This is a genomic window from Bradyrhizobium sp. 33ap4, from assembly GCF_032654765.1.
In the GTDB taxonomy this organism is placed as follows: domain Bacteria; phylum Pseudomonadota; class Alphaproteobacteria; order Rhizobiales; family Xanthobacteraceae; genus Bradyrhizobium; species Bradyrhizobium australafricanum.
In genome coordinates this window covers 1-20,142 of sequence record NZ_JAUMTJ010000099.1, presented here as the reverse complement: position 1 = coordinate 20,142, position 20,142 = coordinate 1, and the positions used below count along the sequence as shown (strand labels likewise).

General features: G+C 63.3%; 18 protein-coding genes and 1 pseudogene. 12 read left to right on the top strand and 7 right to left on the bottom strand.

Annotated features, from left to right (window positions below):
* Positions 1–125: 125 nt before the first annotated feature.
* Positions 126–1,688 carry a winged helix-turn-helix domain-containing protein gene (locus Q2M23_RS41195; RefSeq protein ID WP_316399135.1) on the bottom strand — a complete coding sequence of 521 codons (1,563 nt, stop codon included), beginning with the start codon at positions 1,686–1,688 and terminating at the stop codon, positions 126–128.
* A 91-nt stretch (positions 1,689–1,779) separates the two neighbouring features.
* Here Q2M23_RS41195 and Q2M23_RS41190 point away from each other — a divergent pair, with 91 nt between their 5' ends.
* From Q2M23_RS41190 to Q2M23_RS41175, 4 genes and pseudogenes are all read left to right on the top strand, one after another.
* A complete protein-coding gene (locus Q2M23_RS41190) occupies positions 1,780–2,523 on the top strand; it encodes an alpha/beta fold hydrolase (protein WP_316399134.1) in 744 nt (247 codons plus the stop codon).
* Positions 2,475–3,044, top strand: a pseudogene (locus Q2M23_RS41185) (transposase); the annotation flags it as partial. The gene Q2M23_RS41190 and the pseudogene Q2M23_RS41185, both read left to right, overlap by 49 nt.
* A 332-nt stretch (positions 3,045–3,376) precedes the next feature.
* The gene (locus tag Q2M23_RS41180) at positions 3,377–4,699 is read left to right on the top strand and encodes a peptidase M15 (protein WP_316399133.1); all 1,323 of its coding nucleotides are present in this window, start codon (positions 3,377–3,379) and stop codon (positions 4,697–4,699) included.
* A gap of 39 nt (positions 4,700–4,738) precedes the next feature.
* Complete coding sequence (locus Q2M23_RS41175; RefSeq protein ID WP_316399132.1) at positions 4,739–5,932, top strand: aspartate kinase; 1,194 nt, start codon at positions 4,739–4,741, stop codon at positions 5,930–5,932.
* Positions 5,933–6,229: 297 nt separating this feature from the next.
* Here Q2M23_RS41175 and plsY read toward each other — a convergent pair whose 3' ends face one another.
* The 4 genes from plsY to Q2M23_RS41155 all read right to left on the bottom strand — a co-directional run bounded on the left by plsY (position 6,230) and on the right by Q2M23_RS41155 (position 11,331).
* Positions 6,230–6,883 carry a glycerol-3-phosphate 1-O-acyltransferase PlsY gene (plsY, locus tag Q2M23_RS41170; protein WP_316399131.1) on the bottom strand — a complete coding sequence of 218 codons (654 nt, stop codon included), beginning with the start codon at positions 6,881–6,883 and terminating at the stop codon, positions 6,230–6,232.
* A gap of 35 nt (positions 6,884–6,918) precedes the next feature.
* Positions 6,919–8,058, bottom strand: coding sequence for an amidohydrolase/deacetylase family metallohydrolase (locus Q2M23_RS41165; RefSeq protein ID WP_316399130.1), 1,140 nt, complete (start codon positions 8,056–8,058; stop codon positions 6,919–6,921).
* 58 nt (positions 8,059–8,116) lie between these two features.
* On the bottom strand, positions 8,117–10,012 hold the full coding sequence (locus Q2M23_RS41160) for a cyclic nucleotide-binding and patatin-like phospholipase domain-containing protein (protein ID WP_316399129.1): 1,896 nt from the start codon (positions 10,010–10,012) through the stop codon (positions 8,117–8,119).
* 167 nt (positions 10,013–10,179) lie between these two features.
* Complete coding sequence (locus Q2M23_RS41155) at positions 10,180–11,331, bottom strand: zinc-binding dehydrogenase (RefSeq protein ID WP_316399128.1); 1,152 nt, start codon at positions 11,329–11,331, stop codon at positions 10,180–10,182.
* Positions 11,332–11,406: 75 nt separating this feature from the next.
* Between Q2M23_RS41155 and Q2M23_RS41150 the strand changes: the two genes are divergently transcribed.
* The 5 genes from Q2M23_RS41150 to Q2M23_RS41130 all read left to right on the top strand — a co-directional run bounded on the left by Q2M23_RS41150 (position 11,407) and on the right by Q2M23_RS41130 (position 16,715).
* Positions 11,407–12,096, top strand: coding sequence for a hypothetical protein (locus Q2M23_RS41150; protein WP_316399127.1), 690 nt, complete (start codon positions 11,407–11,409; stop codon positions 12,094–12,096).
* A gap of 143 nt (positions 12,097–12,239) precedes the next feature.
* Complete coding sequence (locus tag Q2M23_RS41145; RefSeq protein ID WP_316399126.1) at positions 12,240–13,199, top strand: acyl-CoA desaturase; 960 nt, start codon at positions 12,240–12,242, stop codon at positions 13,197–13,199.
* 273 nt (positions 13,200–13,472) lie between these two features.
* Positions 13,473–15,092 carry an FAD-dependent monooxygenase gene (locus Q2M23_RS41140; RefSeq protein ID WP_316399125.1) on the top strand — a complete coding sequence of 540 codons (1,620 nt, stop codon included), beginning with the start codon at positions 13,473–13,475 and terminating at the stop codon, positions 15,090–15,092.
* Positions 15,093–15,149: 57 nt separating this feature from the next.
* Positions 15,150–15,767, top strand: a complete 618-nt coding sequence (locus Q2M23_RS41135) for a PilZ domain-containing protein (protein ID WP_028342942.1) — start codon at positions 15,150–15,152, stop codon at positions 15,765–15,767.
* 333 nt (positions 15,768–16,100) lie between these two features.
* Positions 16,101–16,715: a transglutaminase-like cysteine peptidase gene (locus Q2M23_RS41130; RefSeq protein ID WP_026192955.1), complete on the top strand. Its 615-nt coding sequence runs from the start codon at positions 16,101–16,103 to the stop codon at positions 16,713–16,715.
* A gap of 257 nt (positions 16,716–16,972) precedes the next feature.
* Here Q2M23_RS41130 and Q2M23_RS41125 read toward each other — a convergent pair whose 3' ends face one another.
* Positions 16,973–17,383 carry a hypothetical protein gene (locus Q2M23_RS41125; protein ID WP_316399124.1) on the bottom strand — a complete coding sequence of 137 codons (411 nt, stop codon included), beginning with the start codon at positions 17,381–17,383 and terminating at the stop codon, positions 16,973–16,975.
* Positions 17,384–17,482: 99 nt separating this feature from the next.
* On the opposite strand from Q2M23_RS41125, the gene Q2M23_RS41120 reads away from it, so the two are divergent.
* From Q2M23_RS41120 to Q2M23_RS41110, 3 genes are all read left to right on the top strand, one after another.
* Positions 17,483–18,112 (top strand): TetR/AcrR family transcriptional regulator, encoded by a 630-nt coding sequence (locus Q2M23_RS41120; protein WP_316399123.1) that lies wholly within the window; start codon positions 17,483–17,485, stop codon positions 18,110–18,112.
* A 33-nt stretch (positions 18,113–18,145) separates the two neighbouring features.
* Positions 18,146–18,676 (top strand): bifunctional 3-hydroxydecanoyl-ACP dehydratase/trans-2-decenoyl-ACP isomerase, encoded by a 531-nt coding sequence (gene fabA / locus Q2M23_RS41115; RefSeq protein ID WP_316399136.1) that lies wholly within the window; start codon positions 18,146–18,148, stop codon positions 18,674–18,676.
* 189 nt (positions 18,677–18,865) lie between these two features.
* On the top strand, positions 18,866–19,357 hold the full coding sequence (locus Q2M23_RS41110; protein WP_141341160.1) for a hypothetical protein: 492 nt from the start codon (positions 18,866–18,868) through the stop codon (positions 19,355–19,357).
* A gap of 458 nt (positions 19,358–19,815) precedes the next feature.
* Here Q2M23_RS41110 and Q2M23_RS41105 read toward each other — a convergent pair whose 3' ends face one another.
* Positions 19,816–19,965 (bottom strand): hypothetical protein, encoded by a 150-nt coding sequence (locus tag Q2M23_RS41105; protein WP_156436402.1) that lies wholly within the window; start codon positions 19,963–19,965, stop codon positions 19,816–19,818.
* Positions 19,966–20,142: the final 177 nt, after the last annotated feature.

Here is a 20,142-nt window from a genome sequence, read left to right as displayed (position 1 = left end):
GCGACAACATCGGCCGCCTGCAATAATTGGCGACCACGGCCACGTCCGACCTATCCGTTTGCACACAACCAAGACCCAAAGCCGACGTAGGGCAGTAAAGCACCGAAGTCGGCCCGAAGCGCTCATCACCCTTCCGGCACGCCAGCGAGGCGCCAGCCTTCACACAAGCGCTGCAGCCCGGCAAGGTAAATTGGATTGTCGCTTTGTTGAGCTGCGAGCAAGCGACGAATGGTGAAACCTGAGTTGAGCGCAAGTCCCGTTCTCGCAGCAGTTCGCGCCTCATCGAGCGCGCCGGTCAAGGCCAAGGCAGCGGCGAGCGATATATGAGCGAGATGAAAGTTACGGTTCGCCTCGGTGCTTCGTCGCAGCCAACTGACGGCTTCGACGTCTGAACCAAGCAGCAGCTTGGCCACGCCCGCAAAACACGCCCACTGGTAAGCGAAAACGTCGCGAGGAGAGAGCCGTAAAGCTTCGAGTATATGGCCTTCGGTCTCGGTAGCGCGACCTATGTAGGATTTGGCGAAACCAAGGGCAGCATGAGCGTGGACCAAATTCGGAGCCAGCGCCAACGCATGTTCGAACTCACGGATGCCTTGGGCGGCCCGGTTCGTAAAGGTCTGGACCCAACCCCGAGCCATGTGGGCTGAGGCACTGTTCGGCCTAATCGACAATACCTTGTTCATCATCGCCTCGGCCGCCGCAAGCCGCGCGGGCCCATCATCCGTCGTAAAGCTACCTCCAACTACCGTATCAACATTTGCCAGACCAATCATTGCTTCGACGTTGCCGGGATCGAACTCCAGCGAGCGTTCGAAGAAGCCCCGCGCTTGCGTCACGCATTCAAGGCTAATCCCCTTCATGAACCAGGCCCGGCCCTGGAAGTACAAGTCCATCGCATCGGGATGCAGCGTACGCTCGGCTCGTCGCGCCTCAGCCTCGATGAGCTGGGCACCTAATGCACCGGCGAGCCTCGACACGATTTCGTCCTGCATATCGAACAGGTCGACGACAGGCTTCTCGAAGCGATCGGCCCAAAGATGCTGGCCGCTCCTGGCATCGATCAGCTGAACATTCATCCGAAGTCGCTTGCCGCTGCGTTGCACTGAGCCTTCGAGCACGTAGCGAACATTCAATTCGCGGCCGACTTGGCGGACATCGACAGCTCTGCCCTTGTATGAGACGGCGCTGTTCTGTGCCATTACGAATGAACCACCGATGCGCGACAGGTCCGTGGTCAGACTCTCGGTTATACCGTCCGCGAAATAGTCCTGCTCACGATCACCGCTCAGGTTCGCGAAGGGTAGCACGACGATGGATAGGCGCGGCGGCGCTTCGCCGGTTCGCTCAATTGGGCCAATCGTCTCATTTGCGGGCCTCCGGTCTTCCTTCACTGCGCCAACGAAGCGGAAACCTTTGCGCGGCAATGTTTTGATCAAGTGCTGTTTCTCGCCCGTGTCGCCGATTGCGCTCCGGGCGGCGTTCAGGCGAGTCGTTAGCGCGGCATCCGAGACGACGCGACCGTTCCAAACGGCGCCGACGAGGTCGTCTTTGCTGACGACGCGCTCCCTGTTCCGGATCAGGTATTCAATCAGGTCGAATACTTGGGGTGCGACAACGACCTCTTCCGTTGCGCGCTGCAGTTCGCGCCTGTCGGTATCCAATGCGTAATCCTCAAAAAGAAAACGCAAGCTGCATTCCCTCTCGCGGCCACCTCTGAAACCCAAAGAATAAGCTGCCCGTAAGGGAAATGTAAGCCAACTGTTAAGCGCGCCAGGGGATGTGCCCGCAGTCGATGCGATTCGCAGTGCAGTTGAAATCCAACGTAGCATGGCTGAGCATAATCCTAATGGGCCACAGGATCGGCGTATCGAATTTCGTATAGGCATCCACGTTGGTGACATCATATTCGATGACAACGACATTTTCGGGGACGGTGTAAACATCGCCGCGCGATTGGAAGGTATTTGTGACCCTGGTGGAATTTGCGTATCAGCTGTCGTCTATGATCAGGTGGATCGCAAGATCGATGTCTCTTTTGCGTCGCGGGGTCTGCAAAAACTGAAAAATATTGAGCGACCGGTGGACATCGAGGCGGTCGACGCTAGTCGGAGCGTCCCCTCGGCCCAGCAGGTACAATATTGTAGATCAATTGACGGTGTGCGACTGGCTTACTCGCGAGTTGGGACCGGGCCGCCTTTGGTAAAAACCGCAAACTGGCTTAGCCATCTGGAGCTCGATTGGGAATTGCCAATTTACCGCCACATGCTGGTAGAGCTTGCGAGGCGAAACACTCTTGTTCGTTACGACGCACGAGGAAGCGGCTTGTCCGATTGGGACGTAAGTGAAATGTCGCTTGATGCTTGGGTGATTGATCTAAAAGCTGTTGTTGATGCGTCCGGGTTGGAACGTTTTCCACTCTTCGGCTATTCACAAGGCTGCGCAGTCAGTGTGGCTTTCGCAAACCGCTACCCAAGCCGGAGCGGCTCGCGGCCGATACCGCTTATGGATCGGCGCCGATGCTGAACTGGCTGGTAGAGAAGGACATCGCGCCACACATTCCGGTCATCGACAAGTCAAAGCGCGAGGATGGCACCTTCTCGCGCAACGACTTTCGATATGATCCGGCCGGCGACGTCTACCACTGCCCAGGCGGAAAGCGGCTCGGGACAAGCGGCACAGCACACGAGGGCAAGACGCTCTTGTACCGCGCAAGCAAGCTCGACTGCGATGTTTGCCCGCTCAAACCGCAGTGCTGCCCAAAGGAGCCCTCACGCAAGATCCCGCGCGACGTCCATGAGCGCGCCCGAGACGTTGCACGCTCCTTCGCTGGCACCGAGGCCTTTGAACAGTCGCGACGTGAGCGAAAGAAGATTGAGATGCGGTTCGCACACCTGAAGCGCATCCTGAGGCTCGGCCGACTGCGACTGCGTGGCCCACGAGGCGCCCAGGATGAGTTTGTTCTGGCCGCCATCGCTCAGAACCTACGGCGGCTCGCGAGCCTGGTCGCGCGGCCGCCACCGGCACACACGGTGTACACCGCGTAGAGTTGCGTAGAGAGCGTCAGGGCCGGCAAACCAAAGCCGGTCGTCCTTGGCGAGATGGCCGAACAATCCATCGCGAGCAGCCGACTTTTGCAACAAAATCGGCGCATAGCTGACGGTCTGCATGACGATCGCGAACGTCGGCTCTTCGAGGTGAACCGGAAGTCACCCGGCTCGGTCGCTATGGGCGGCTTTTGACCCAAAATGGGAATCAAAGCTCGAGCGCAGGTGAATCACCGAACGCAGCAGCACGCGCCGTGCCGGGTTGCTCGCGGCCGCGCGTTGCGGTCGGGCAACACTTTCTGGAAAAGCGTAGCGCCTACGGCTTCCGCCCATTGCGCATTTCCATTTTGATCCGAATGATCGATGCCGTCGCGTGCTGGGCGGTGCAACAGGGCTCGGATCGAGCCTTTGGAGGCTACGGGGTGATGAACCCGCGGCGAATTGCGACTCCGGAGTTGTGCGGGACGGTCGTTCTCGCAGGTTGGCTCTTTGCCTGGCTTGCCGGCTCTGCCGGCATCGGGAACAGCGGCGCAGTGTCCATCGAGGACCTCGCACCATCTCTCGCCGCCAACGCCGAACTGGCTGATACGCGACAGGCCACGGCAGTCGACAACGTCAGCAAAGTGAATGCTGAAGCAGCGATGGCTGCAGAATCCCTAACGGGGCCGGCGTCCGACACGATGGCCCCGCCGCAGGCAGGTGTCATGGGTAACGCTGTCGCCAACGCCGATGCGGCGATGGCGGTTGAATCGGTGCCGGCGACGCCCCCTGATGCGACAGCAACCTCGAGCGAGCCGAAGTCAATCGTCGTGGCTGCCTTGCCGGATTCGTCGCAGACGCTGCCGGTCGAAACATCGCCGGTGAAAGCGGCGACGGCGAGCCCGCCTCCAGTGTCTGGTGACACCGAGGAGGCCGCGAGACCCCTGGATATTTTCGAGGAGTGCCTCGTCGTCGATGTCTGCATCGACCGGTACCTGTGGGCGCTCTACCAGCGGACGCCGAAGCAAGACACCATCAGCGTACAAGAGCAGCGGAAAGTGACCGTCAAGAAGAAGCGCAAGACGGTGACTGTCACCAGGACGTTCACCAGGCGCGTCGATAACGATTTCACGTGGAAGGATCCGAAGGCGGCGGAGCGAATGGGCATGCCGATGATCGACTACGTGATTGGAGGGGTGGATCGGAGCTTCAAACTCAAGCTGTTTCACGCGCTCTACGCGGCGGAGCAGGCCGGGTTGGCGCCCGGCATCACCAGCGCGTTCCGCGATGACTACCGTCAATCGATCGCGAGCGGCCTGAAGGCGGCGTCCGACAAGTCATACCATGGCGGGAGCTTCCGCGGCGGCTATGGCCACGGGCTTGCCGTCGATGTCGTGAGCGTCAGAGGCGCGACGCGGGCGGAGCGTTGGGTCTCCACCGAGGCCCTTTGGAAATGGATCGATGCGCGTGGACCGGATTTTGGAATCGGGCGACCGTATCTCGATCGAGATCCACCGCATGTCGCGCCGATCGACGGCAAGGAATACGCCGCTCACCGCGGCGGGACGAAAGCTCAGCACGCGGAAGCGGATCGCAAGAAGCGCGATCGGGGCGCTGGGCGGGTCATGGCGAAACGATCAAAGACCGCAAAGGCGTCGAAGGGGAGAACGATCTGATCGGGTTCAGCTGCGCCTTCCAACACGACGCGGGCAACAATGCCTAGCAATCCCATCATCGTGCAAAAATACGGAGGCGTCTGTCTCGAAACACCGGCAAGAATCCGCGCGGCCGCGAGCAGTGTCGCCGATTTGCATGGCCGTGGTCATCGTGTCGTGGCGATCGTTTCAGCGATGGGCAAGACCACCGATGAACTCGTCAGGATGGCCTATCAGGTCAGCCCGCACCCCAATCGCCGCGAACTCGATATGCTCTTGACCACCGGCGAGCGCATCAGCATGTCTTTGATGAGCATGGCGCTGTCTGATCTCGGCGTGCCGGCGATCAGCTTTACCGGCAGTCAGGCCGGTGTCATGACCGACGGGTCCCATTCCTCCGCACGCATTCTGGACGTGCGGCCCATTCGCGTGCGCGAAGAACTCGATCGTGGACGCATCGTGGTTTTGGCGGGCTTTCAGGGCGTGAACCCGCTGACCAAGGAAATCACGACGCTTGGCCGAGGTGGCAGCGATACCACCGCGGTCGCCATGGCTGCGGCGCTCAAGGCGGAGTGCTGCGAGATCATCAAGGAGGTCGACGGAGTTTGCTCGGCTGACCCGCGCATCGTCGCGGACGCAAAACCCTTGCGTCAGCTGGATTTCGCATCCCTGTCCGAAATGTGCTTCTGGGGCGCCAAGGTCCTGCACTTTCGCAGTGTGGAGCTGGCCCACAGCCAAAACGTGCCTTTGGTCCTGAGAAAATGGGGCGGCACTCGACACAGCACGCAAGTGATGAAGGAGGTCGCAGGCATGGAGAACGGAAAAGTCCTGGCCGTCAACTCGATGGCTCGCATCGAGCATGTGGAGATCGACTCGGCGGACCTCAATCAAGGCTTTGAGAAGTTCGCGCAGCATCTCCAGCAAAATGGCTTGCCTTGGCCGCAGCTCCTCGCCTCGGCTTTCACCGCCGAAAAGACCCGCATCATGATGACTTGCGATTCTGAGACACTCGACGCGTTGCTGCGCACACTGGAACGGAGCAAAGACCTGCGCAAACCGCGCGAGACGCTGAGTTCGGTCAGCCTCACTTGCTTCGGCGGCATTTCCTCGGACCTGCCATACAAGGCGGTTCAGATTCTGCAACGTCACGGAATCATCGCCGACAAGTATGTTTTGTCATCGCATTCAGTAAGCTTCTTTGTTCCGGTGGAGAGCCGTGAGGCCGCGGTCATGGCCTTGCATTCGCTGATCTAGTTGAAATTTGGCAAGGGACGACGTTGCCCGGCCTCGCCATCAATACCAGCCGCGCCGACTATCGCGTGGTGAAGGAGTTCCGGATGATGCGCTTCACCGGCGAGCGATGGCAGCCTTTCGGGCCGGTCGTCGCCGACTAGAGCCTTCCCCGTTCCGATTGAATCGGAACGGGATTCCATATCCATGGTTCAAACGCGTTTTCTTAACGCGAACCGGTACCGGCTTCGCTCCGGAGCGCTCGAGGCCGGATCATCGGATTGATCGATCGGCCTTCTCTGAGGAAATCCGAACCACTTATCAATGCCCGAGCCGCGCCTCCGTGCCGGCCAGCAGCCGCTGAATGTTGGCACGATGGCGCACGATCACGTAGATGCCGCCTGCGATCACCAGCAAGCGATAGGGCAACGGTTGCTCCAGGCCGCAGACGAGGACGATCGCCGTCAATGCCGCCAGCATCGAGCCGAGGGAGACAATCCGAAAGACAGCCACCACAGCGCCAAAGGCCGCCGCAGCGCCGAGGCCGACCGGCCAGGACATCGCCAGCAACACGCCGAGCCCGGTCGCAGCGGATTTGCCGCCGGTGAAATTCAGCCAGATCGAACGGCCGTGCCCCAGCAACACGGCAAGCCCGGCCAGGCAGACAGCCCAGGACACGCACGTTTGCGGATCAAGCGCTGCCGGCGGCCTGACGGATGGCAAGGTGTACAACCAGGGATAAAACCAGCGGGCGAACAGGATTGCTGCTACGCCTTTCAGCACGTCGACAAGGAGCACCGCCAATGCGGGCCACCTCCCGAGGGTTCGCAATACGTTCGTTGCCCCGGTGGATTTGGAGCCATGCTGGCGGATATCGATGCCCCTCAGCAGCTTCCCCGCCAGATACCCCGTCGGCGTCGAACCGAGCAGATAGGCGATCGCCAGTCCAGCCACAGCCGCGATCCAGAAGATCATGCCAGTCACCTCGATGCCCGCGGCGGCGATCAATCCTAACGCGGATGCCACCAGCGTCCGCCGATCACGACGCCTTCGGATGCGATCTTGCGATCGCCGGTCAGGTGCTCGCCGACCACATCGACATAGTCGAACGTCCCCTGCCGGACCAAGAGCAGCGTGGCGTCGCCGACGCTGCCCGGCTTGAGGCTGCCGAGCTCGGGCCGCCGCAACGCCATCGCGGCATTGACGGTGGACGCCGCGATCACGTCCGGCAGCGGCATCCCCATGCAGAGGAATTTCGACATCGTCGTCACCTGGTCGAATGCCGGGCCGTCGATGCAGAGCTGATGGATGTCGGAGGAGATGGTGTCGGGATAGAAGCCGTTGGCGAGCATCGCGCGCGCCGTCCTGAAGGCGAACGAGCCCTTGCCATGGCCGATGTCGAACAGCACGCCGCGCTCGCGCGCCTCCAGGACGACCTTCTTCACCGTGCCCTGCGCGGTCGCGGGCGTGTTGGGGAACGGACGGAACGCATGGGTCAGCACGTCGCCCGGACGCAGGCGCGCGAGCACCTCCTCATAGCTCGGCGGCGGATGGTCGATATGCGCCATCAGGGGCATGCCGACCTGCTCGGCAACCTCGAGCGCGATCTCGAGCGGCACCAGCCCCGAGGTGCCCGAGGCGAACAGGCCGACCCGCACCTTGATGCCGACGATCAGGTCGCGGTTCTTGTCGGCGACGCGCGCCGCGTCGATTGGATTCATCAGCCGCAGCTCCTCGCTCTCGCCGACCATCACGCGATCCGAGAAGCCGAAGATGCCGGCGTGCGAGATGTGCAGATAGGCGAGGATACGGACCTGGCTCGGCTCGATCACATGCTTGCGGAAGCCGGCAAAGTTGCCGGGGCCGGCGCTGCCGGTATCGACCGAGGTGGTGACGCCGGAGTTGCGGCAAAACTCCTCCGCATCGATGCCGAGCGAGGTGCCGCCCCAATAGACATGAGTGTGCAGGTCGATGATGCCCGGTGAGACGATCAGCCCCGAGACGTCGCGGACCTCGGTGGCGGGATCGGCTTGCAACTCACGGCCGAGCGCAGCGACCTTGCCCGCGGCAAAGCCGACATCGGTCACGGCATCGAGTTTCTGCGACGGGTCGATCACCCGTCCGCCGCGCAGGATCAAATCGAAAGGCATCGTGTTCTCCGGATTCGGTCCGGCACGATGGTCGACTTCGCCGGCGCCCGCAAGCCGCTCAACCGACCCGGGCCTGCTCAGAAACCGGCGCGGTCGCTGTCGCGCGATCCGCGCCCTCGTCGGCGACCATGTCCGATCCCTTGTCCGCTTCGTTGGCCGACGCGACGATGGCCGCAATGGCGGGATTATGCGCCGCCTCCGAGGCAGCAATGGTCTCGCGGGCCCAGCGGTACGAGGATTCGAAGATTTCCTGATGGCGGTCGAAATCGGTGACGTCGATGCCGTCGGGCGTCGGGGGACGCATCACCATGTCGAGCGGCGTGGTCGGCAGCGTATCATAGCGCTGATGCGCAACGAGGCTTCGCCACAGCACGTTGACGGCGCTCGGCGCGGCCGGAAGCAATTTCTTGCGGAACGGCGTCAGCAGCGACGCAAGCAGCTCAAGTCGCCCCGGCAGCGCGGCATAGTCGACGTCGAACATCTCGGTTGCCGGGTCGCCGAAATGGACCACCAGATTCGGTCCGCTCTTCATCTGGTGCATCTGCGCCAGCGGAACGTTGTCGACGAGGCATCCGTCGACCAGCATCGAGCCGTCCCTCGTATAGAACGGCGGCAGCAGACCGGGGATGGCGCTCGACGCCCGCACCGCGTGCCACAGCAGACCGGTGCGGATCAATTCGAGACTGTGCGTCGACAGATTGGTCGCGACCGCCGCGAACGGCCGCCAGCAGTCCTCGATCCGGCAATTGTGGCCGTACTGATCGGCGAGCGCGGCATCGAACGCCTTGTGGTCCAGCAAGGCGTAGCGCGGCCAGGTCGGGCGGCGGAAGCTGCGGCTGGAGACGAAGATCTCATGCGTGCCGCGCTCGAGATGCTCGGCGTCGTAGTTCTTGGCAAAGCCCGCCGCCATCGCCGAGCCGACGCTGGTGCCGACAAAGATGTCGAACATCGCGCCGCGCTCGCGAAACGCCTTGTAGACGCCGACATGCGCCGTGCCGAGGCTGCCGCCGCCGCCGGCGACAAATCCGACGGCGCGACCGCACAGGAAGCGAACCAGGCTGTCGATGTCGAGCTGGTCCTCGAGCGCGACGTGATGATGCATGAAGCAGGGCAGCCGCGCCAGCCACGCCGCGGTGCCGCTGACCTCGTGGCGCCTGACGTCATGAACCCGGACGAGGCGCCGCGTCGACGCCGGATGCACGGCGCAGGCGAAGCGTTCGATCTCCGTCAGATCGGGCGTCGGCGCATGGCCACGGCAGGCGAACACGACAAGGTCGGCCTGGCGGATGGTTTTCCGCGCCCACTCCGATGCGTCGGGACCACCGAAATAGGCCACCAGCGGCGCGTCGTACTCGATCCTGTTGAGCCAGTCGGCGACCTCGGATGCGTCGAGCGCGCGGCCCGGAAACATCGCCTGGACCCGCGCGAGGTCGACGATCTCGGCACCCGCAGCGGCAAGGCCTTCGCGCAACCTGTGCTCAAAGGCGGCAGGCACCGGTTCCCGTCCGCCCGGGATCAGCGCGACAGTGCGCGCCTTCGGCGACGCCCGGAGCGGCAACAGACGCGCGGTCTCGGTGGCAAACCGCCGCGCGAGCGCAGCCAGCAGCGCCTCGACGATCTCGGGCGTTTCCCGCGCCAGCGTCGTATAGGCGGCGCGCGTCAACACCAGCACGCTGGTGTCGCGGATCGCAATCACGTTGGCCGTGCGCGGGATATTGGCAAAGAACCCGATCTCGCCGACCAGTTCGCCGGCGCGAAGTTCCGCGATCGGTTCGGGATGACTGGTTCGGTACACCGCGAGCGCGCCATGCAGCACCAGGAACAGCGCGTCGGAGGCGCCGCCCTGCTCGACCAGCAGCTCGCCGCGCACGAGGTCGCGCCGGGTCATTGCGCCAAAGGCGATCAGCCGCTGCTCCGCGCTGAGGGTTCTGAACAGCGCGAAGTCCTCGGACACGTTTCCCCACGCAAACGTCGCGCTCGGCGGCACACGGTTCGAATGCATGATCCGATGTTAGCGCCGGGCCGTCGTCCCGGCGAGCGATATCAGGGCCCAATCGGCCGCACCCTGGACACAAATCCTTGGGAGCACTGCAGCAGGATTTGCAGCATCCGCGATCTGCTTCACCCGACCAATTCCGGCCACGGCACGATGGTCGACTTCACCGTCTTCATCGCCATTGCGTCGGCAACCGCGCGGGCGACGCCGTCTTCGGTGAACGGATAGATCGTCTGCATGTCGAGCCAGGGATATTTGTTGCGCGTGCGGTAGAGCATGTCGACGCCGAGCGGCAGGTCGTTGCCGGTAAAGCCCCAGGAGCCGAGCACGTTGAGATCCTTGGTGCAGATGCGGTGCCACGAGGTGTCGATCGAGCCGGCATCGGTGAACTGCCCCATCTCGACATAGGTGCCGCCGTCGCGCAGCATCTCGATGCCCTCGGGGCCGGCGGTCGGATGGCCCGAGCAGTCCATCACGAGGTCGGCGCCGAAACCGCCGACGATGTCACGCACCGCCTCGATGCGCTGCTCCGGCGTCTTGAGCTGCTCGATATCGACGGTCGCCTCGGCGCCGAACTTGCGCGCCAGCGCAAGGCGCGGCGCCTCCGGCGCGCCGACGCAGATCACGCGCCCCGCGCCCATTTCCTGCGCAGCGGCGACCGCGAGGATGCCGATCGGCCCGGAGCCCTGGATCACCACGGTGTCGCCCCAGCTGAAGCCGCCGGCGCGGGTGGCGCGGTTGAAGGCGCGGATGCAGGAGGTCAGAGGCTCGGAGAGCGCGCCGAGCCGCAGCGACATGTCGTCGGGCAATTTGTAGATCTTGGTGCCGGGCAGCATGTCGAGATCGACATAGACATATTCAGCCCAGCCGCCCCACATGTGCGGCGCCTTGTCGAAACCGAGATAGCGGCCGTAATAGACCGGCGTCAGGCATTTGTTGGCGCTCTCGGGATAATGGATGCAGTAGTAGCAGCGGCCGCACGGCATCAAAGGCGGGATCATCACCTTCGATCCCACCTGCAGCGGCTTGCTCATGAAATCCTCGGTGAACTCCGCGCCGCATTCCACGATCACGCCGCCGAGCTCATGGCCGAGCGTGAACGGCCACGGCAACGGCTTCGGCCAATGTCCCTTCAGGATGTGCAGATCGGTTCCGCAAACGCCACAGGCACCCACCTTGATCAAGGCCGCCTTTTTGCCGATTTCCGGCCATGGCACTGTCCGGATTACCGGCTTGGCTCCAGGTCCATCATGCGTGCAGACGCGGATCTGCTCCATCGGTTCGCTCTCCCTGTCCTTGTCGTTGGGCCGGGTTCGGCCGAGCCGAGTTTAAGTCAGGACGATTGGGATGTCATGAAGGCCTGTCATGAAGGCCTTGATGACAGACCTTGGCGGAACGAGGCGCTTCTCGTCCTGGCGGAGTATTTCCGCAAGGAGGCATCGATTGTGAAAGCAGCCGAGGGCGAATTGGCTGGTAGCATTGCGGGGAATGACACCATGAATCCTGGTATCGAAGGTATCGTCGGCATGTACGTCAAGTTGGGCGAACTGGACACGCTGCAACGGATGAAGGAGCATCGACAGGGCTTGCTGGACCAATGCGTCGATACGGCGAATTTCAGCTTCGATGTGACGAGATCGATCTACAGGAGCGACCTCGAGGTGATCGAGGCCGGCATCGAGAGTCTGTATGGCGAGATCACCGGCCATGTCGACGTCGTCAACGAAAAAAGGATTTCCGGCTGGGCGCTGTACAACCAACACCCCGACAAGAGGGTCGCGATCGATATCTACTTCAACGGCAATCTCGTTGGCGAAGTCGTCGCCGATCAGTTCCGCAACGATCTTCTCAAGCTCAACAAGGGCGATGGACACCATGCCTTCGTCTTCGTGCCGCCAAGCGAATCCTATCAGCCGCCGCTGCAGATTGAGGTCCGCGCGGCGAAACGAAAGATGCTGAAAGCCGTGGCTGTTGAACCACCAGCGGCGGCAGTCGAACCGGAAACGGCTGTCGAACCGGAAATGGACGCCGAGGCCAAATAACCTCACCGCGCCGCTTCCGCGTGCCGCCACCCGGCTGAAGCCGCCGCAGACGCCAATATGGGCTGCGACATGACGGACGTGCGCGGCCGATTGACAGCGACGATCGCTTCACCGCAACCTGCGATGCAACCTCAGGTGACGGAATGAAGCCGCAACCCGGCTCGGAGCGAATCTTCGTGGACGCCAGCACCGATCCGCTGGACGGGCGCGTGCGATGGGCGCCGGCGAAGTCGCTGTGGCTTGGCGGCATGACCGCGGTCGCGATCGTCCTCGGGCCGCTGCTGTTCACGTGGAGCGCGTTCGCATTATTCATCGTCACCAGCGCGATCACGCTGTGCTTCGGGCATTCGGTCGGCATGCACCGCCGCCTGATCCATGCGAGCTTCGACTGTCCGCTGTGGCTGGAGAGGCTCTGCGTCTATCTCGGCACGCTGGTCGGGATGGCCGGCCCCTACGGCATGGTGCGGCTGCACGATATCCGCGACTGGGCGCAGCGCCAGACGGCGTGCCACGACTACTCCTGCCACCCCGCCGGTTTCTGGCGCGACGCGTGGTGGCAACTGCACTGTGCGCTGGTGCTGAAACACCCGCCCGAATGCCGGCTCGAACGGCGGCTCGCCGATGACCGTTTCTACGCCTTCGTCGAGCGGACCTGGATGTGGCAGCAATTGCCCTGGGCGATCCTGTTCCTCGCGATCGGCTCGTGGAGCTGGCTGGTCTGGGGCATCTGCGTCCGCGTCGCCGTCTGCGTCACCGGTCACTGGCTGATCGGTCATTACTCGCATCGCAAGGGCGGACAGACCTGGATCATCGAAGGCGTCGCGGCCCAGGGCTACAATGTCGGCATCGCGGGCCTGATCAGCATGGGCGAAAGCTGGCACAACAATCACCACGCCTATCCCGGCTCCGCGAAGCTCGGGCTGCTGCCGGGTCAGATCGACCTCGGCTGGTGGTTGATCAAGGCATTCGAAGCCGCAGGACTCGCGAGCAACATCAAGACGCCGGACGATCTTGCGCCCCGCCCGGGCGCGCGCCGCGTCGACGAACCAGGCAACGCCGATGCAGTCGCGCCGCGACATCGCGGCAGTGCATTGTTCCAGTAATCCGCAGCCGCGCATCTTCCGTTGCGGATCGAACGCCACGCAGCTATATACGCCGCGTCGGAAAAGGCAGACTTGGTTTGGTAAGCCCAAGTCCTTTCGGATCGAAGTCCTTTCTGGAACGAAAGACCTTTCGAAAACGAAAGCTCTGGTCTCCTGCCTCGTGCATGAGATCCCCACGACGAACACCGGACGCAGTCCAGGCGCCCAATGTTCGTCCGTGTGGTTCTCAACCCGACGAACCGCTCCGGTCGAACACCGACAAAGGAGCAGTTCATGCACGCCAGCCGCCCCCTTCCCCATGATGTCGTGATTGCCGGCGCCGGCCCGGTCGGCTTGATGCTCGCCTGCGAGCTGCGGCTCGCAGGGTGCTCGGTGCTGGTGCTGGAGCAGGCCGCCGACCCGCATTCGCCGCTGAAACGGCTCCCCTTCGGGATGCGCGGCCTTTCGGCGCCCAGCATCGAGGCGTTCTATCGTCGCGGGATGCTGGATGACATCGCGGCACGACAGCACGCAAAGGATGGCTCGGGCAGCAGCGCATCGAATGGCGCGCATTGGATGCAACAGCCGCGCCGCCCGGCCGGCCATTTTGCCGGCATCCAGTTCTTTCACGCTGATGTCGACACGTCGAAATGGCTGTTTCGTCTGCCGAGCCCGGCAGGCACCAGCATGGCGGTCGAGATGGAGGCGCTCGAATCCGCCCTCGCCGCGCGCGCAACCGCGATGGGGGTTGAGATCAGGCGCGGCACAGGCGTCGAGGCGTTCGAACAATCGGATGATGGCGTGATCGTTCGCGACGGTGCCGAGACGTTCCACGGACGCTGGCTGGTCGGCTGTGACGGCGGCCGCAGCATGGTGCGCAAGGCCGGCGGCTTTGAATTCGTCGGCACCGATCCCGAGTTCACCGGCTATTCGGTCGAGGTCGATATATCAGATGCGGACAAGCTCCGCACCGGCCGTCACTACACGCCGACGGGCATGTATACCTACGCACGGCCCGGCACGATCGCGATGGTGGAGTTCGACGGCGGCGCCTTCCACCGAACCCGGCCGATCACGCGCGAGCACGTGCAGGCGGTGCTGCGCCGCGTCTCCGGCACAGACATCACGTTGACGGCGGTCCGGCTTGCCACCACCTGGACCGATCGCGCCTGTCAGGCGACGGATTACCGCAAGGGCCGCGTGCTGCTCGCGGGCGATGCCGCGCATATTCATTCTCCGCTCGGCGGCCAGGGGCTCAATCTCGGGCTTGGCGACGCGATGAACCTCGGCTGGAAGCTCGCGGCCACGATCCGCGGCGACGCACCGGTGGACCTGCTCGACAGCTACTCGCGTGAGCGGCATCCGGTGGGCGCGCAGGTGCTGGACTGGTCGCGCGCCCAGGTCGCGCTGATGCGGCCAAGCCGCAGTTCGCGCGCGCTCGAAGCCATCATCCGCGACCTGATCGCGACATCAGACGGCGCGACCTACTTTGCCGAGCGCGTGTGGGGCGTTTCGCTGCGCTATGATCTTGGCGGCAACCATCCGCTGGCGGGCCGCAGCGCGCCCGACTTCGAGCTCGCCCGCGGCACGAAGCTCGGCGAACTGCTCAGGAACGGGCGCGGCCTGCTGCTGGACTTTGATCGGCGCGCGCCCCTGCGAGCGCTTGCCGATCGCTGGCATGGGCGGATCGGCTATGTCGCAAGCGACGCGCGGGATCGGCTGGGCCTTAATGCCGTGCTCGTACGCCCCGACGGCTTCGTCGCATGGGCCGCCGACACCGCCCCCCACGTCGATGAAGCCGCTCAGGTCATGTCGCGGTGGTTCGGCGAACCTGATGTGCGGCCCTGCCCCTTCCACTCACACTTCTCTTGCACCGTGTGCGAGTTCCCTGCCTCAACCGTAACGCCCCGTTAACCCTATCAGCCTTAGGGTCGTCGGGGCTCCGAATGGACGGTGGCCGGGTTTGTCGTGATGTCGTTTGCACAGAAGAAAACTACCGTCGTCCCCGTAGCCGAGGAGCGGCGGCGCTTCCAGCGCGTCAAGGTGCACCTGCTCGGCCGCTACATGCTGCCCGACCGGCGCGAGTTTCCCTGCCAGATTATCAACATGTCGCCGGGCGGCCTCGCTTTGCTGGCGCCGGGCATCGGCAATGTCGGCGACCGTGTGATCGCCTATCTCGACCATATCGGCCGGGTCGAGGGACGCATCACCCGCATCATCGACAACGGCTTTGCGATGACGATCGGCGCCACCGCACGCAAGCGCGACAAGCTCGCCGCACAGCTGACCTGGCTCGCCAACCGCGACATCCTCAATCTGCCCGAGGATCGCCGCCACGACCGTATCGTGCCGCGCAACCCGATCGCCCTGCTGACCCAGGAAGACGGCACGCGGATGACCTGCCGCATCATCGACCTTTCCTTGTCCGGTGCTGCGATTGCTGCCGAGAACCGCCCGCCGCTGAAATCGCTCGTGATGCTCGGGCGGGTACAGTCCCGCGTGGTGCGAAATCTCGAGGAAGGCTTCGCGCTCGAGTTCGTCCACGAGCAATCGGCGGAAACGCTCGAAGAGAGCGTTACCGCGAGGTAAAGCGAAAAACCGCTCAAGACCCCTTTTTTTGCCCGCGAAGGCGGCCACCGGTGCACCGGTGGCCGCCTTCGGCGCATTTGGCCCGGTGAAAATCGGCGGTTAACGGCCGCAGCGTTTGGCGCAACAAACCGCGCTGGCGCAGCGCGCGCGGCGTTAATGCATAAAATTTGAATCAATTGCAGTTGTTTCAAATTTTACGCGAATTCGATTCAAGTACAGTTCGAATTCGCCGCAGGTTTTACCAGTATTCGCGTCAAATCTACTTTGCGTACTTAGCGGCGGCGCAAAAGCTTTGTGCGAAACGTGGTCCCAACAAGAAGAACGGGGGCCACGATGTTTGGGTTCAGGGGACAGGGGAAAGGTTTGGCGGTTGCCGCCATTCTGTTTGCGACGTGCGTGTCGGCCAAGGCCGGCGACGTGGTCTACGCCAGCCTGGGCGACGTTGCGCGTTCGCCGATCGGCTGGGTCGAATTCTGTGCCGACAATCCGGGCGAATGCCGCGGCGGCGCGACGCAACCACGCGACATCGTGTTGTCGCAGACCGCTTGGCGGGACCTCGTACGGGTCAACAAGTGGGTCAACGAATCCATCAAGCCGATGACCGACATGGATCATTGGGGCGTGATCGAGAAATGGTCGTTGCCATCCGACGGTTACGGCGACTGCGAGGACTACGTGCTCCTGAAGCGCAAGATGCTGATGGACGCCGGCTGGCCCCGCGAGGCGCTGTTGATCACGGTGGTCCGCGACAAGAAGGGCGAAGGCCACGCGGTGCTGACGGTGAAGACCGACAAGGGCGAGTTCGTGCTCGATAACCAGAACGAGAGCATCGTCGCCTGGACCGACACTGGCTACCGCTTCGTCAAGCGGCAGTCGCAGGGCGATCCCAATGTGTGGGTCTCGCTCGGTGACAACCGCCCTGCAGTTGCAACGGCAAGCTCGCGCTGAGCAGAACAGGAAATTTCGAGTTCGCGATCCGGTCACATCCCCACCCCTCCCCGTCCCAGACCGGTTCGCGCGCGGCCACCCTTCCCCCAAAGGGTGGCCGCACCTTTTTTGAGCGGCGTCGATCGACGCCTGGTGTGCTGAATGCGAAGTTCGTGCGATTTCGCGGCAGCCACTTTCACGAAGTTTGCTAGTTCCTTATCGAATCCGAAGTTCGCTCCGAAGGTGCGGCAAATGATGCGAACTTCGGATTCGGGACACTAGAAGAACCGCTCGAGAAACGCCGCGGTCTCGTCTGAGATGCCGACGATCTTGTTGGTGGCCTGGCGATAGAATTTGAAATTCAGCTCGGTCTCGGGCCGGCCGTCGCCCCAATCCTTGAAGCGCTTGAGTTGCTCGCGCCCGAGCAACCGCGCCGCGGATGCGGTGCGTCTGACCGTGATGCTGACGCGCGGCGTCTGCCTGATGACGCCGACCTTGCGGGGTGTCGCGTCGGCCGACGCGACGATCGCGCGGGCGATCAGGCCGTTGCCGCCCTCGTTCTCGCTCGCGAACACGAACACGATGTCATCGGCCGCGATGTGCTTGCCGCCATACATGGTCTTCTGCGCGGTGAAGGTGAACACCTTCGCCCACGCATTTCGGATCTCGGTCTTGATCGCAAACGCCATCGCCTTCCTTCACCGGCTCGCTTTGCCATCCGCGTCGGCGGCTTGACATCCTAGCATCGGCGATATTGAATTCAATTCAATTCAGCAAATGGTGCCACGATGGACGCGGCGAGCCTGGGGACACGAGAACGGCTGCTCTCGGCAGCGCAGGCCGAGCTCATCGAGGGCCATGGGCACCTCGAGATGCAGGCCGTCGCAAGGCGGGCGCAGGTCTCGGTCGGGCTCGCCTACCATCACTTCGGATCGAAGGCCGGCCTGATCGCCGCCGTGGTCGAAGGCTTCTATGAACAACTTGATGCGGCGGCGTTCGGCGGTGCCAAGCTGTCCGCCACGGACTGGGCGGACCGGGAAAAGGAACGGATCGGCGCCTATGTCGCCTTTCACTATGACCACCCGTTTGCGCCCCTCGTGATCGGACCGCTCAGCCGCGCGCCCGAGGTGCTCGATGTCGAGACCGCCTTCACCGGCCGGCAGCTTGACGCCGGCGCCCGCATGATCGAAGCGGCCCAGCGCGACGGGATCGTGCCCGGCGGCATCGACCCTCACCTCACCATCGCGCTGATGATCGGCGGCATCCGCCAGGCGCTGATCGGCGCGCTCATGAACGAAAGACGGCCGGATCCGGCAAGGCTGACCGGCGACATCTGGGCCTTCATGGCCGCCGCGCTGGGCTTGCCTGCCAAACCCCTGTCCGCGCGGCCAAGGGCCACGCGGCGCAGCCGCAACTAAGCTTCAGCCAAAACCCGAACATCGATGGCCATCTTGTTCAATCCGCACGATTTTCACGCACCGCAATCGTCCTACAGCAAGCCGGATCTGCTGCGCTCGAGCGAAGGCGGCTATTTCGGCCCGGGCAATGCGCAGCTGCCGGCACCGCCGATGCTGATGATGGACCGCATTACCGAGATCAGCCTGGACGGCGGCGCGTTCGGCAAGGGCCACGTCGTCGGCGAACTCGAGATTGCGCCGGACCACTGGTTCTTCGCCTGTCACTTTGCCGCCGACCCCGTGATGCCCGGATGCCTCGGCCTCGACGCCATGTGGCAGATCATCGGCTTCTGGCTCGGCTGGTCGGGCTCGCCCGGCAAGGGCCGCGCGCTCGGGGTCGGCGAGGTCAAGTTCAGGGGGCACATCATGCCCGATGTCAGGCTGGTGCGCTATGAGGTCGACATACGCCAGGCCAGGCGCGGCCGGCTGGTGCTCGGCATCGCCGACGGCCGGGTGCTCGCCGACGGCGCTTGCGTCTATCTGGCGAAGGACATGCGGGTCGGCCTGATCGCGCCCAAGGGCTGAATTCGGGGAGCTTGAGTTCGGGTCGGCCAGAGGCCGATCATGCCTCGAGCAGGCCGGGCAGCACGGCCGAAAACTAACATATGATACAAATTTCGCTGCTGCCGCAGGGGTCTACACACCCCCCGGTTTTGCCCGCGCCGGGGTTTGTGCTATTTCGAACCTTTCAATTGATGTCCGGTTGTTGGTCGCATGGTCGAACTTGCCCCCCGGAATTCACAAGCCAGCAGCCTCATTGGCGTGCAGCCGATCGCGATCGGCGCCGTGGCGCTGGTGCTCGTGCTGTTCGGGATCGGCTCGATCGCACTGTGGCGCGCCTACACCGGCAACGTGCCGGAGACCGACCGCATGGTGGCCGCGCGGCAGTTGCAGGCGCGGACCGCGCAGGTCTCCGAGGCCCTGGTGGAAAAGACCAAGGGCATGGAGGTGACCCAGCAGGAATCCATCGACCAGCTGCAGGAGGTGCAGGACCAGCTGCAGACCATGCGCAAGCAGTTCGCCTTGCAGGCGGCCGATGCCAAGAGGCTCTCCGACCAGGTCGCCGCGCTGACCGAACAGGTCGAGGGTTTGCGCCAGTCGCTGGCGAGCGCGCAGGCCAACGAGCCGGCCGCCGAGCCCGCGCCGCGCAAGCGCTCGAAGGCCACCCGTAGCGCCAACCGAAAGCGCCACAGGTCGCGCGGTTGACGCCCCCGCAGACCCCGCCCCACTCAGGTGACCAGCCATAAAAATGCGCCAAATCCCGAGCAAGATCATCATCTAACGGGGAACTTTCGCGCTCGAGGGTTGCCGGCGGCGGCCGATCATGAGTGCCCGTTACCGTGAATTAATCCTGACTTTGTGAACTGGTTCACATATCGGCCTTCGAATCCGAGTCATCTTCGAGTGACCGGATGGCGTGAGCCGATTTCAATATCCGGGGCTGGCAAGGTCGTTGACGGTATACTACGTCGACGGCCTTGTTTTTTGGGGTCCTTGAATCCCGCTCGGGACCGCCCGGCAGGAAAGCTCCGACTCGAAATCCCGAAGGCGGCCCTCGCCGCGCGAAAGATGCAGACCGCCTGAAGAAATACGGCGTGCTCGGCTGACAACTCTGGGTGCGCAGCGTCACCGCGGCCAAAGCCGCGGCGAACGGAATTGCCGCCCTATTCGGTGCGATCGCGCAAGACGCGACCACCTCGCAGTCGCAGCCGCGCAAGCTTCGGCTCGAGCTCGCGCAGCATGTAGATCAGCGCAACGGCAAGGCTCGCAACAACCACCATGAGCAGCAATGTCAGGTCAGGAATGGTCAGCATCTTGGATGTCCTCTGGGCCCGGCTTCAATCGCAGCCGGACCATTGGTTTTCGCGGCGCGCTCACGCACGGACTGCTGCAAGGCGGTGCAAGCTGCATACCAGTGTCCCGAATCCGAAGTTCGCATCATTTGCCGCACCTTCGGAGCGAACTTCGGATTCGATAAGGACACTAGCAAA